The organism is Microbacterium sp. NPDC064978 (genome assembly GCF_044543605.1).
Lineage (GTDB): Bacteria > Actinomycetota > Actinomycetes > Actinomycetales > Microbacteriaceae > Microbacterium > Microbacterium meiriae.
Map to the genome: position 1 here is coordinate 89,630 of NZ_JBITWF010000005.1, position 12,420 is coordinate 102,049.

Here is a 12,420-nt window from a genome sequence, read left to right on the forward strand (position 1 = left end):
TCATTCACTCTCTGTGTCTGCGTTCTGCGCGGTCGGAGCCCCGCTCGGGCGTCGTGCGTCCAGGCGGGCCCCCATGATGGTCGCATACGCCCACATGCCGCCGAAAATCAGGACGACGAGGAGCACGGCGGGGACCGCGATGGCCGAGAGGGCCACGACGATCTGCACGATCCAGCCGGCGGCGATCGCCCACGGCTTCGTGATCATGCCGGCGATGACGACGCAGGCCACCGCGACGACGGCACCGCCCACGATCCCCCACCACTGCTCGATGCCCGCCGGAAGAGCCTTCAAGCCGAAGATGGTGAGCCCGACGAGGAAGACGACGATCGCCTCGAAGCCGAGCACCACCGGAGCGAGCTTCTGCACGAGGGTGCGCGGCGCGCGCGGTCGACGCGGTGCGGCGGAGGCACTCACGCGCGCCACCCCGACTTCCAGTCCTCCTCCTCGGAGAGCGCGATCGCCTCGCCCGCGAGCACGACGGAGCCGGCGATGACCACGGCCCGACGATCCGACGAGGCCGCCCACTCCCGCGCCGCGTCCGCGGCATCCGCGAGCGACGGGTGCACGGTGGCGCGCCGTCCGGCCTGTTCGACGAGGTCGGCGATGAGGTCGGCGTCGCTGGCGCGGTCGGACTCCGGCGCGGTCGCGAACACGTGCGCGGCGGCGGGCGCGAGACGCGCGACGATGCCCGCCGCGTCCTTGTCCGCGAGGACCCCGAGCACGAGACCCCACTCGTCGAAGTCGAAGCTGTCGTCCAGCGCCTGGGCGAGGGCCGCGGCGCCGTGCGGGTTGTGCGCGGCGTCGACGATGACGGTGGGGGCGATGCCGAGGAGCTGCAGACGGCCGGGAGACGTGCTGCCCTGCAGGCCGTCCGAGATCACTCCGCCCGCGATGGCCTGCCCGGCCCCGCCGATCAGCGACTCGACGGCGGCGACGGCGAGGGCCGCATTGTGACCCTGGTGCGCGCCGTAGAGCGGCAGGTACTCCTCCTCGTACTGCCCGGCGAGGCCGCGGATGGTGAGGAGCTGACCGCCGACGGCGAGCTTCTGCTCGGAGAGCCCGAAGTCCTCGCCCTCGAAGGCGATGGTGGCATGACGCTCCGCGGCCACGCGACGCAGGACCTCGGCGGCTTCAGCGGGCTGCTGTGCGGAGACGACGGCAGCGCCTTCCTTGATGATGCCGGCCTTGACCTGGGCGATCTCCGCGATGGTGCTTCCCAGGCGGTCCGCGTGGTCGATGTCGATCGGAGCGAACACCGCCACGTCACCGTCCGCGGTGTTCGTGGAGTCCCACTCCCCTCCCATGCCGACCTCGAGCACGAGCACGTCGACGGGGGCATCGGCGACGGCGACGAAGGCGAGGACCGTGAGCAGCTCGAAGAACGTCAGCGGGGCCTCCCCCGCCGCCTCGAGCTCGGCGTCGACGATCGCCACGAACGGCTCGATCTCGTCCCAGGCGTCGGCCACGGCCTCGTCGGCGATCGGCTCACCGTCGATCATGATGCGCTCGGTGAAGCGCTCCAGGTGCGGACTCGTGAACAGCCCGGTGCGCAGGTCATGGGCACGCAGCAGGCTCTCGATCATGCGTGCGGTCGACGTCTTGCCGTTGGTGCCGGTGATGTGGATGACGCGGTAGGTGCGCTGTGGGTCGTCGAGGTACTCGAGGATGCGGGCCGTGCGCTCCTTGCGCGGCTGCACCCAGCGTTCCCCGGCACGGCTCAGCAGCGTCTCATAGACGGCGTCGGCCCGGTCTCTCGCACTCATGCGCCCACCTTCTCCAGGTTCGTGTCGATCGTGACGAGGAGCGGTGCCTTCCCGGCCCCGAGGGCCTTCGCCCCGCTCCGATGCACGCCGTCTCCGGGGCTCGTGACCTCGTCGACGAGCCGGTCGAGGTCATCGGTCGGCTGCACGGCGAAGGCCACGGCGAGCGTCTCGGCGGCGATGAGGTCGGCGTGGGTCTCCAGCGCCGCCGCCTCCGCGGGGGCGGCGTTGAGCGCCAGCACGATCCGGTCGCTGACGTCGAGGCCCGCGTTCTTGCGCGCCTCCTGCACGACGCGGATGGCGTCGCGGGCGATGCCCTCGGCCTCCAGCTCCGGCGTCGTGTCGGTGTCGAGCAGGACGAACCCGCCGGACGGGACGATGGCCAGGGCCTCCCCCTCGGGGCGACCCGTGGTCTCCAGCACGAGATCGTACTCCGCGGGCTCCAGCGCGATGCCGCCGGCGGTGACGACGCCGTCGGTCTCGGACCAGTCACCCGAGCGCGCGGCCTGGATGGCCTTCTGCACGTCCTTGCCGAGGCGCGGACCCGCCGCGCGGGCGTTCACGCTCAGCCGGTGGCTGATGCCGTACTCCCCTGCCGCCTCGTCGGTCAGCGGGACGAGCTCGACGGTCTTGACGTTGAGCTCCTCGCGGAGGATGTCCTCGAACTGGCCGAGGTCGGCCGCGAGCGGAGAGACCACCGTGAGCCGTGCGAGCGGCAGGCGCACGCGCAGCTTCTCCTTCTTGCGCAGCGCGTTGCCGACGCTCGACAGCTCACGGACGGCATCCATGGCGTCGCGGATCTCGTCGGCCGCCGGGAACTGCTCCGGATCCGGCCAGTCCTGCAGATGCACGCTGCGCCCGCCGGTGAGGCCCTGCCACACGCGCTCGCTGATGAGCGGGACGAGCGGCGCGGCCACGCGGCACAGCGTCTCCAGCACGGTGTAGAGCGTGTCGAAGGCCTCGCGGCTCTTCGGGTCGTCCGTCACACCTACCCAGAACCGGTCGCGCGAACGACGGATGTACCAGTTCGTCAGCACCTCGGCGAAGTCCCGGAGTCGCGCGGACGCGGTGGTCGAGTCCAGACCCTCCAGGTCGGCGCGGACCTCGCGGACGAGATCGCCCAGTCGCGCGAGGATGTACCGGTCGAGGACGTCGGTCGAGTCGGTGCGCCACGACGCCTCGTACCCGCCTCCCTGGGTTGCCGAGCCTGCTCCTCCCTGGGGTGCTGAGCCTGCTCCTCCCTGGGGTGCTGAGCCTGTCGAAGCATTCGCGTACGTCGCGAAGAAGTACCACGAGTTCCACAGCGGCAGCAGGAACTCCCGCACTCCGGAACGGATGCCCTCCTCGGTGACGATGAGATTGCCGCCGCGGAGCACCGCGCTGGACATGAGGAACCAGCGCATGGCGTCGGACCCGTCGCGGTCCAGCACCTCGGACACATCCGGGTAGTTCCGCAGCGACTTCGACATCTTGTAGCCGTCGCTGCCGAGCACGATGCCGTGGCAGCTGACGCCCGTGAACGCCGGGCGGTTGAACAGCGCCGTCGAGAGCACGTGCATGACGTAGAACCAGCCGCGGGTCTGACCGATGTACTCGACGATGAAGTCCGCCGGCGAGTGCGAGTCGAACCACTCCTGGTTCTCGAACGGATAGTGCACCTGGGCGTACGGCATCGATCCGGAGTCGAACCACACGTCGAAGACGTCGCCGATGCGCCGCATCGTGCTCTTGCCCGTGGGGTCGTCGGGGTTCGGCCTCGTCAGGTCGTCGATGTACGGGCGGTGCAGGTCCACCTCGCCCTCGGGGTTGCGGGGCAGCGTGCCGAAGTCGCGCTCCAGCTCCTCCAGCGAGCCGTAGGCGTCGACGCGCGGGTACTCCGGATCATCGCTCTTCCAGATCGGGATGGGCGAGCCCCAGTACCGGTTGCGGCTGATCGACCAGTCGCGGGCGCCCTCGAGCCACTTGCCGAACTGCCCCTCCTTCACGTTCTCCGGCACCCAGGTGATCTGCTCGTTGTTCGCGAGGAGGTCGTCCTTGATGTCGGTGACCCGGATGAACCAGCTCGACACCGCCTTGTAGATCAGGGGGTTCCGGCAGCGCCAGCAGTGCGGGTAGGAGTGCTCGTAGCTCTGCAGCCGGACCAGGCGGCCGTTGTCGCGGATGATGCGCACGAGCGGCGTGTTCGCGTCCATCCACAGCTCGCCAGCGACATCGGTGACGTTCGGGAGGAAGCGGCCGCCGTCGTCGAGGGACAGGATCGTCGGGATGCCGGCCGCTCCGGCGACGCGCTGGTCGTCCTCACCATAGGCGGGTGCCTGGTGGACGATGCCGGTGCCGTCGGTCGTGGTGACGTAGTCGTCGACGAGGATGCGCCACGCGTTCCCGGTGCCGTAGGTCTCCTCGTCCGCGTAGTAGTCGAACAGGCGGTCGTAGGTGATGTCCGCCAGCTCCGCACCGCGCAACGTGGCGTCGACCGCGGCGAACGCGTCCTCCGGGCTCTCGTAGCCGAGATCCTTGGCATAGCCGCCGAGAAGGTCCTTCGCGAGCAGGTAGCGGTGCGCGGAGGCCTCGACGGCGAGCTGGTCGGCCGAGGGAGCGGCGCGGCCCTGGTGCACGTCGGAGGCGCCGGCGGGACCGGCGGGCAGCACCACGTACTCGATGTCCGGGCCCACGGCGAGCGCGAGGTTGGTCGGCAGGGTCCACGGGGTCGTCGTCCAGGCGAGGGCGCGCACGCCGGTGAGGCCCAGCGCCTCGGCCTTCGCGCCGGTGAGCGGGAAGGTGACCGTGACCGACGGGTCCTGTCGCATCTGGTAGACGTCGTCGTCCATGCGCAGCTCGTGGGCGGACAGCGGCGTCTCATCGCGCCAGCAGTACGGAAGGACCCGGTAGCCCTCGTAGGCGAGTCCCTTGTCGTACAGGGTCTTGAAGGCCCACAGCACGCTCTCCATGTAGCCGAGGTCGAGCGTCTTGTAGCCGCGCTCGAAGTCCACCCACCGGGCCTGGCGGGTGACGTAGTCCTCCCACTCCCGCGTGTACTTCAGGACCGAGGAGCGTGCCTTCTCGTTGAAGACGTCAATCCCCATCTCCTCGATCTCGCTCTTCTCCGTGATCCCGAGCTGCTTCATCGCCTCGAGCTCGGCCGGGAGCCCGTGGGTGTCCCACCCGAAGACGCGGTCGACCTTGTGCCCGATCATCGTCTGGAAGCGCGGGAACACGTCTTTCGCGTAGCCCGTGAGCAGGTGGCCGTAGTGCGGCAGGCCGTTCGCGAAGGGAGGGCCGTCGTAGAACACCCACTCGGGGGCACCCTCGCGCTGCTCGATGGAGGCGCGGAAGGTGTCGTCGGTCTTCCAGAAGTCGAGCACCTCCTCCTCGATCTGCGGGAAGCGGGGGCTCGGCGCCACAGACCCCTGGGTACCTGAGCTGGTCGAAGGGTCGGCAGCGGGGCCGAAGGAGGAGCGCGGGTAGGTCATGGTCTCTCGCAGTGGTCGTCGTGGCGGATGCTGCTGCGAGGACGATCCTCGCGGACCGCGGTACCACCTCGCGTGCCCCTGCGTCCCCTCGACAAGCTCAGAGACCCACGGACCACTCTCACTGCGGCTGTGACGGGCCTGCCCCGCTCGGTTCTACTGAGTCCGTCGCCGGACCGTTCTTCCGAGAGCTCCCCGGTGATGGCCGGATCGATGCTCGTGTGCCCATTGTACGCGTGCTCCTCCCCACGCGGATTCTCTTCGACGTCGCAGGGACCGGAGCCAGCCCTGCGACCAGGGGCGGAATCTGCGACATCACGCCGTGCGGGCACGATGCAGTCCCTGGGCGACGGCGCGCATGATGAGGTCCTGCACCGCGGGCCACTCGTCCATCACCTGGTGATAGCCGAGACGGATGACGTGGAAGCCGCGCAGCTTCAGCTCCGCATCGTGAGCGTTGTCCTGGTCGCGCTGGGCTCCGACATGGGTGCCACCGTCGATCTGCAGCACGAGCCGCTCCCCGATCAGGGCGTCCACCCGATGCCCGGCGATCCACGTCTGGAAGCGCAGCGGCAGACGGAGCCAGCGCAGTCGCACGCGCAGGTAGGTCTCGAGTCCCGCATCCGCGAACGGCAACGCCTCGGCCAGGAGCCGCCGCCCGCGCGGTCCCCAGCGGAGGCGGAGCAGCCCCTCTCGATCGACGAGTCCCTTGTTCAATACCGACTCCCAGGTCGCGAGCGCCTGTTCGTACGGCTCGCACGTGGACACCAGGCTCAGCACGTTCTCGATCGGGTCCTCCAGGGCATCAGGATGTCGTGGGACCAGGGGCCGAGCCCAGTGCACGCGCGCCTCCGGTGGCTTCCCGCCCCTGCTGCCCGGGCTGGCGGCCAGGTGAAGGCGCGGTCTCTCGTCGTGCACCCAGATCCCGAGGCGCCGCGCCTGCGTCACGCACGTCATCAGAACACCGTGCTGCGCCGCGGTCACCCGAAGCGGATCCGCATCGGGCAGCGCCACCCACCCGACCCGCACCCGGTGGATGATCCGCTCCGCCACCGCCGTCTCGAGGTCGTACCGGCTGACCCCGCGATCCCGGAGCCGCTCGACCCTCGCGACTCCGTCGACCTCGCGCATCGCCTGCAGCAGCCGTGCCCGCCTCATCCCATCCATGCTCTCGATGCTGCTCCCCACCCCCTCCCTCGTTCCCTGTCTCGGCCAGCTCCTCCCATGCCCTGTGCACAACTCCCCCACTCCCCCTCCTGTGCAGCCCGAGTCCCTCTCCTCCCCGGCCCCGTCCGACGTCGCAGATTCGCGCCCATGTCGGACGTTCCCGCGGAGAACCTGCGACACAGCGCAGATCAGCGAGCTCCTACAGGGCGAGTCCCAGAGCCCCGGAGCCGAGGCAGGGGCGAGGCAAGGCCGGGGTGAGGTCGCAGATCGGGACTCCCGTCGCAGGGGCTGCGAGGGAGAGTGCGAGGCAGCGAGGATCTGCGACCTCGCACCGGAGCGGGAGCACGGAGCAGGAGCGGGGGTGTCGGAGGGAGGACATAGCCTCGGAGTATGCCGAAGTCCCCGAGTGCATCCCGAGTGTCCGCGCCCGACCTGCCACCGGTGCTAGAGCCGCGCGTGGCCGCCCGCCGCGCCGATCTCCTCGCCGCCGCGCTCGAGCTGACCGGCACCGTCGATCTCTCCTACGCCACGCTCGAGCAGTGCGCGGTGCAGGCGGACGCCGACAGCGTCGACCTCACCGGGGCGACGCTCCTCGACGTCGACCTCCCCGACCCGCGTATCGCGTCGCTCCGGATGCGGAACGCGAGCATCCGTCGGCTCCGGATCACGGGCGGCCGCATCGGGACCCTCGATCTCAGCGACGCCCGCGTGGCGGAGCTCGAACTGCGGGACGTGCGCATCGACTATCTCAACCTGGGTGCCGCCCGCGCCGAGGACGTCGATGTCGTGGGATGCGCCGTCCGCACGATCGACATCCCGCAGTCGGAACTCACGCGCGTCCGGTTCCAGGCCACGCGCAGCGACGAGGTCGACCCCCGGGGCCTGCGCGCGAAAGACCTCGATCTCCGCGGCCTCGATGCGCTCTCCTACCTCGACGTCCAGAGCCTCCGCGGCGCGACCCTCTCGTCCCTGCAGGTGCAGCAGCTCGCGCCGGTGATGGCAGCGGGACTCGGGATCGTCGTCACGGACTGACGGGGCCGCTCGCGGCGAGCAGCTCCTTGGTGAACGGATGCTGCGGGGCGGCGAACACCTCAGCCGTGCGCCCCTGCTCCACGATCCGGCCGTCCTGCATGACCAGGACGTCGTCCGCGACCGCGCCGACGACATCGAGGTCGTGCGAGACGAAGACCATCGTCAGCCGCCGTTCCTCCTGCACCCGTGCGAGGAGCCGGAGCACCCGCTCCCGCACCGACGGGTCGAGGGCGGAGACGGGCTCGTCCAGCACCAGCACGTCCGGGTCGGCGGCCAGCGCTCGGGCCAGAGCCGCCCGCTGCCGCTGCCCGCCCGACAGCGCCGCCGGTCGTCGTCCCGCCAGACTCTCCTCGAGCCCGACCTCGGCGAGCAGCGCACGCACCCGTGATCGACGCGCGCCGCGCGGCACGCCTCCCGCCTCCAGCGCCTCCTCCAGCGACCGCCCGACCGTCCACCGCGGGTCGAACGCCCCGAGCGGGTTCTGATGCACGAGCTGCACCCGCGGCGCCCCGGCCCAGCGCAGCTCTCCGGAGGTCGGCGTCTCGACGCCCACCATCATCCGTGCGAGGGTCGTCTTGCCCGACCCGGACTCGCCGACGATGCCCAGCGTGCGGCCGGTGGGCACCGTGAACGACGCGCCGACGACGGCCGGCACCCCGCCGAACGCCTTGGACACTCCCTCCGCGACGAGCATGACCCCAGGGGACGCCGTGCGCTCCTCCCGCGGCTCGTGCATCGTCGCCGCGATGAGCTGCTGCGTGTAGGGGTGCTGCGGGGCAGCGAGCACCTCCGTGACCGGCCCGGATTCCACGATCCGGCCGTCCTTCATCACGAGCACCCGGTCCGCCACCCGCCGCACGGCGGCGAAATCGTGACTGATGAAGACCACGGCGGTGCCGTCGTCGACGATCTCCCGCAGGAGCACGAGGATGCGGGCCTGCACCGTCGCATCCAGGGCCGTGGTGGGCTCATCCGCGACGAGCACGGCGGGGTTCCCGGCCAGCGCCGAGGCGATGAGTGCGCGCTGCCGCAACCCTCCGGAGAGCTCCTGCGGACGCTGCCGTGCACGGCGGTCGGGGTCGGGCATCCAGACCCGCGCGAGGAGGTCCCGGACGCGCGCGGCGACGACCGCCCGGCCGCGCGCGAGGCGGTGCAGCCGCAGCGGCTCCGCGATCTCGTCCGCGATCCGCCGCAGCGGGTCCAGCGACACCAGCGCGTCCTGGGAGACGAGGCCGATCCCGGTCCCTCGTATCCGCCGCCAGCCGCGCTCGGTCAGGGCGGCGGCATCCACCCCGTCGATGCGGAGTCGGTCGACGGCGACATCGGCTGCCGGCGGAGTGAGGCCGAGCAGAGCGCGAGCCGAGAGCGACTTCCCGGCCCCCGACTCCCCCACGATCGCGACGCACTCGCCGGCCTCCACAGCGAACGACACGCCCTCCACGACGGGAGTCCCCGCGAAGGCGATCCGCAGCTCCTCGACCTCCAGCGCCGCACTCATGCGTCCCTCCCGTCCGCCCGAGCCCGGAGGATCCGTCCGATCACGGTCGCACACACCACCGTCAGTGTGATCGCGAGACCGGGGAAGACCGACACCCACCACGCCTGTCCGAGCACATTGCGACCGCCGGCGAGCATGAGGCCCCACTCCGGGGTCGGCTCGGACGGCCCGAGACCCAGGAAGCTCAGTCCGGCGGCGGCGAGGATGCTCGATCCGATGCCGATGGTCGCCAGCACGCTCAGCGATCCCAGCACTCCGGGCACGACGTGGCGTCGGAACGCCCGCAGCGGCGGCACGCCCAGGATGCGAGCGGCCTCGACGTGCTCGGCCACGCGCAGCGTCCTGGTCTGCACGCGGGCGAGCCGCACGTACACGGGCGCGGCCGCCAGGGTCACCGCGATCGCGATGTTCACCGGCCCCGGTCCCAGCACGGCCACCACGACGAGCGCCACCAGGAACTCGGGGAACGCCATGAGGACGTCGTTGATGCGCATGAGCGTGACGTCGACACCGCGCGGAGACATGCCGGCGAGCGCCCCCACGAGCAGGCCGGCGGCGAGGGCGATCGCGGTGGCGAGCAACCCGATCCCGACCGAGCGCCCCGCGCCGAACACTACGCGGGAGTACACGTCACGGCCGCTCTGGTCGGTACCGAAGAGATGCTCGGCACTCGGCGGCAGGAGCGCGGCCCGCACCTCGGTCTGCAACGGATCGTGCGTGGCGAGCAGTCCCGGCCACAGGGCGGCGACGGCGATCACGGCCAGCACGGCTGCGGCGGACCCGAGCAGGAGCCGCTGGCCCCGACTCATACGGCACCTCCGGACCGGGGCGCGGCGACGCGCGGGTCGATCAGCGGGTGCACGAGCTCCACCACCACGTTGATGACGACGAAGACGAGAGCGCTCAGCAGGATGATGCCGGTGAGGACCGGGAGATCCCGGTCGTTGATGGCGGCGAGGGTCACCCGCCCCAGGCCGGGGCGGGCGAACACGGTCTCGACGAGAACCGCGCCGCCGAGCACCGAGCCGGTGAGATAGGCCGCGAGGGTGACCGCCGACGCGGCGCCGTGCCGCACCCCGTGCCGCAGCGTGAACCAAGTCGGCCCCGCGCCACGCGCGCGGACCGTCTCCGCGAACGGCATCCGCTCCGCCTGCATCAACCCGTCGCGCAGCACCTGGCTCAGCAGCGCCGCCACCGGGAGGGCGAGCGTGATCGCCGGCAGCACGATGGTCGCCGGGTTGCGGGTGCCCGAGACGGGGAACCACCCCAGTCCGAACGCGAAGACGCTGAGCAGCAGCAGCCCGATCCAGAACACCGGCGAGGAGAGCACCACGAGCTCGACGCCGGCGGCGATGGTGCGCCCGACACGACCCCGCACGAAGAGGGCGACCGCGAGAGCGAGCACGACGGCGATCACCAGGGCGAGGGCGGACAGCTGCACGGTCGCCCCGAGCTGCCGTCCGATGACCTCCGACACCGGAAGCCGCAGCTGGTACGACTCGCCGAGGTCGCCGCGGGCGAGCTGCCCGATGAAGCCGACATACTGCTCCAACGGCGGACGGTCGAGGCCGAGGTCGGCGCGGATGCCGTCCTTGACGGCCTCACTCACCTGCGCCTGCGGGCCCAGCATCACCGAGACCGGGTCGCCGGGGATCACCCGGAAGGCCAGGAATGCGACGGTCGCGGCCCCCCACAGCACGATGACCACCGAGGCCACGAGCCCGAGGGCGCGGCCGAGCACCGCATTCACGGTTCGATCACTCCGCCCGCTCCCTCGAAACGACGGCCGCCGGATGTCAGCCGAGGCTCACATCGTAGAAGAGCGGCCGCCCGTAGAGGTCGTAGTCCAGACCCTGCACGCGCTCGCCGACCGCCGTGATCGCCGAGGGGCTGTAGAGCGGGACGATGGCCGTGTACTCCGCGTTCCACTGCTGCAGCTGCGTGTAGAGCTCGTTGCGGGCGTCCTGATCACTCGACGCGACGGCCTCTTCCAGGAGCGCGTCGATCTCCGGATCGCTCACCTGCGAGGCGTTCTGGAAGCCGTCGGTGTGCAGGTGCGCACGGAGGAAGTCGGCGTCCACGCCGGAGAAGCCCCAGTCGGTGAGGTCGAACGTCTTCGGCTCGTACTGGGCGTTGTAGGCGCCGGGCTCCAGCTCCTCGCGCTCCACCTCGAAGCCGATGGCCTTGAGGTCCGACTGGATCGCGTTGGCCAGCGCCGCGCGGTCATCCGGGACCGGGGTCCAGGCGATCCACCGCACGGACAGGCGCTCGCCGTCCTTCATGCGGATGCCGTCCGCGTCGCGCTCCGTCCAGCCGGCCTCGTCAAGCAGGGCGTTCGCGGCGTCCTGATCGAACGGCCAGGAGTCCTCCAGCGACGCGTCGTAGCCCGGGGTCGTGCTGCCGAGGACGCTCCACGCCCGCGGGAACTGCCCGAAGTAGATCTCCTCGACCGCCGCGTCGACGTCGATGCCGCGGGCGAACGCCTGCCGCACCTTCTCGTCGGCGAAGACGCCGTACTTCTCGTTCAGGTAGAGCGAGTAGGGCAGTCCCGGGTACTCCACCGAGTCGACCGTGACGCCGGCGTCGTCGAGACCGGCGACCTGGTTCGGCGGGATGTTGCTGGCGAGGTCGGCTTCGCCGCTCTCGATCACTCCGGTACGCACCGACGCCTCCGGCTGGATCTGCACGCGCAGCGTCTCGAACGCCGGCGCCTTCGCCTCGTGCGGGCCCCAGGCGTAGTCATCGTTGCGCGTGTAGACGATCTCCTGGTCGGCGGTGTACTCGGTGAGCACGAACGGCCCGGTGCCGACCGTGACGTCGGGGCCGCCCGCCTTGAGCTTATCGGCCGACTCGGCGAGCACGGCCGGCGAGTAGAAGCCGAGCTGCGGGGTGCTGGCCGCCTGGAGGAACGGCGCATACGGCTGCGTGAACGAGACCTTCACCGTGTGGTCGTCGACGACCTCGGTGCCGGCGTAGAAGTCTGCACCGAGCATGCTCGATGCCTGCGCCGACGCCGTCTCCGGGTCGACGATCCGGTCGAAGTTCGCCTTGACGGCCTCCGCATCGAACGGCTCGCCGTCCGTGAAGGTCACGTCGTCGCGCAGCGTGAAGGTGTACTCCGTGCTGTCCGGCGAGACGTCCCAGCTCGTCGCGAGCCACGGGCTGAACGTGCCGTCGTCCTCCTGGAACACCAGGGAGTCGAGCACCGCGCGCTGCACCATGCCGGAGACGTCGAGCTGGCTCACCTGCGGGTCCATGTGCCCCGCGGACAGGTTCGCGCCCTCGATCGACCAGACGAGCTCACCGCCGTCGCTCTCCGTGGACGGGCCGGCGCACGCGGTCAGCACCAGGGCGGTGGCGGCGGCGAGCGCGGCGAGGGGAAGGAGGCGACGCACAGGGGTGGCGGGCATGAGGATTCCTCAGAACGGACGGGTCGGGATGCCTCCATCCTAGGGCGGTTTTTTGGACCCGGTCGATCTGTGCAGGTCGCGGT

General features: G+C 70.9%; 9 protein-coding genes. 1 reads left to right on the plus strand and 8 read right to left on the minus strand.

Translation table 11 applies throughout. The annotated features are described in order from the left end of the window. The 4 genes from ACIGJI_RS15945 to ACIGJI_RS15960 form a co-directional block, all read right to left on the minus strand. Complete coding sequence (locus ACIGJI_RS15945; RefSeq protein ID WP_232089036.1) at positions 1 to 417, minus strand: DUF4233 domain-containing protein; 417 nt, start codon at positions 415 to 417, stop codon at positions 1 to 3. Then, on the minus strand, positions 414 to 1,766 hold the full coding sequence (locus ACIGJI_RS15950) for a folylpolyglutamate synthase/dihydrofolate synthase family protein (protein ID WP_363447242.1): 1,353 nt from the start codon (positions 1,764 to 1,766) through the stop codon (positions 414 to 416). The genes ACIGJI_RS15945 and ACIGJI_RS15950 overlap by 4 nt, the downstream gene beginning before the upstream one ends. Further along, positions 1,763 to 5,233 (minus strand): isoleucine--tRNA ligase, encoded by a 3,471-nt coding sequence (gene ileS / locus ACIGJI_RS15955; RefSeq protein WP_363447244.1) that lies wholly within the window; start codon positions 5,231 to 5,233, stop codon positions 1,763 to 1,765. Before ileS ends, ACIGJI_RS15950 begins: the two co-directional genes overlap by 4 nt. 312 nt (positions 5,234 to 5,545) lie before the next feature. Continuing rightward, on the minus strand, positions 5,546 to 6,388 hold the full coding sequence (locus ACIGJI_RS15960) for a DUF559 domain-containing protein (protein ID WP_363447246.1): 843 nt from the start codon (positions 6,386 to 6,388) through the stop codon (positions 5,546 to 5,548). 465 nt (positions 6,389 to 6,853) lie between these two features. On the opposite strand from ACIGJI_RS15960, the gene ACIGJI_RS15965 reads away from it, so the two are divergent. Continuing rightward, positions 6,854 to 7,429, plus strand: a complete 576-nt coding sequence (locus ACIGJI_RS15965; protein ID WP_363447249.1) for a pentapeptide repeat-containing protein — start codon at positions 6,854 to 6,856, stop codon at positions 7,427 to 7,429. On the opposite strand, the gene ACIGJI_RS15970 is transcribed toward ACIGJI_RS15965, so the two are convergent. Genes ACIGJI_RS15970 through ACIGJI_RS15985 form a run of 4 tightly spaced genes read right to left on the minus strand, consistent with a single transcriptional unit; the run spans position 7,419 to position 12,337 of the window. Next, positions 7,419 to 8,927 carry an ABC transporter ATP-binding protein gene (locus ACIGJI_RS15970; protein WP_259954583.1) on the minus strand — a complete coding sequence of 503 codons (1,509 nt, stop codon included), beginning with the start codon at positions 8,925 to 8,927 and terminating at the stop codon, positions 7,419 to 7,421. The genes ACIGJI_RS15965 and ACIGJI_RS15970 overlap by 11 nt on opposite strands. Beyond that, positions 8,924 to 9,736, minus strand: a complete 813-nt coding sequence (locus tag ACIGJI_RS15975) for an ABC transporter permease (RefSeq protein WP_187661710.1) — start codon at positions 9,734 to 9,736, stop codon at positions 8,924 to 8,926. The genes ACIGJI_RS15970 and ACIGJI_RS15975 overlap by 4 nt, the downstream gene beginning before the upstream one ends. After that, on the minus strand, positions 9,733 to 10,677 hold the full coding sequence (locus tag ACIGJI_RS15980; protein WP_363447253.1) for an ABC transporter permease: 945 nt from the start codon (positions 10,675 to 10,677) through the stop codon (positions 9,733 to 9,735). The genes ACIGJI_RS15975 and ACIGJI_RS15980 overlap by 4 nt, the downstream gene beginning before the upstream one ends. Positions 10,678 to 10,723: 46 nt before the next feature. Beyond that, the gene (locus ACIGJI_RS15985) at positions 10,724 to 12,337 is read right to left on the minus strand and encodes an ABC transporter substrate-binding protein (RefSeq protein WP_187661712.1); all 1,614 of its coding nucleotides are present in this window, start codon (positions 12,335 to 12,337) and stop codon (positions 10,724 to 10,726) included. Positions 12,338 to 12,420 lie beyond the last annotated feature (83 nt).

Excerpts from the sequence above, each read along its gene's own strand:
- ACIGJI_RS15950 (WP_363447242.1), bottom strand. The coding sequence starts at position 1,766 with ATGAGTGCGAGAGACCGGGCCGACGCCGTCTATGAGACGCTGCTGAGC.
- ileS (WP_363447244.1), bottom strand. The coding sequence starts at position 5,233 with ATGACCTACCCGCGCTCCTCCTTCGGCCCCGCTGCCGACCCTTCGACC.
- ACIGJI_RS15960 (WP_363447246.1), bottom strand. The coding sequence starts at position 6,388 with ATGAGGCGGGCACGGCTGCTGCAGGCGATGCGCGAGGTCGACGGAGTC.
- ACIGJI_RS15970 (WP_259954583.1), bottom strand. The coding sequence starts at position 8,927 with ATGAGTGCGGCGCTGGAGGTCGAGGAGCTGCGGATCGCCTTCGCGGGG.
- ACIGJI_RS15975 (WP_187661710.1), bottom strand. The coding sequence starts at position 9,736 with ATGAGTCGGGGCCAGCGGCTCCTGCTCGGGTCCGCCGCAGCCGTGCTG.
- ACIGJI_RS15985 (WP_187661712.1), bottom strand. The coding sequence starts at position 12,337 with ATGCCCGCCACCCCTGTGCGTCGCCTCCTTCCCCTCGCCGCGCTCGCC.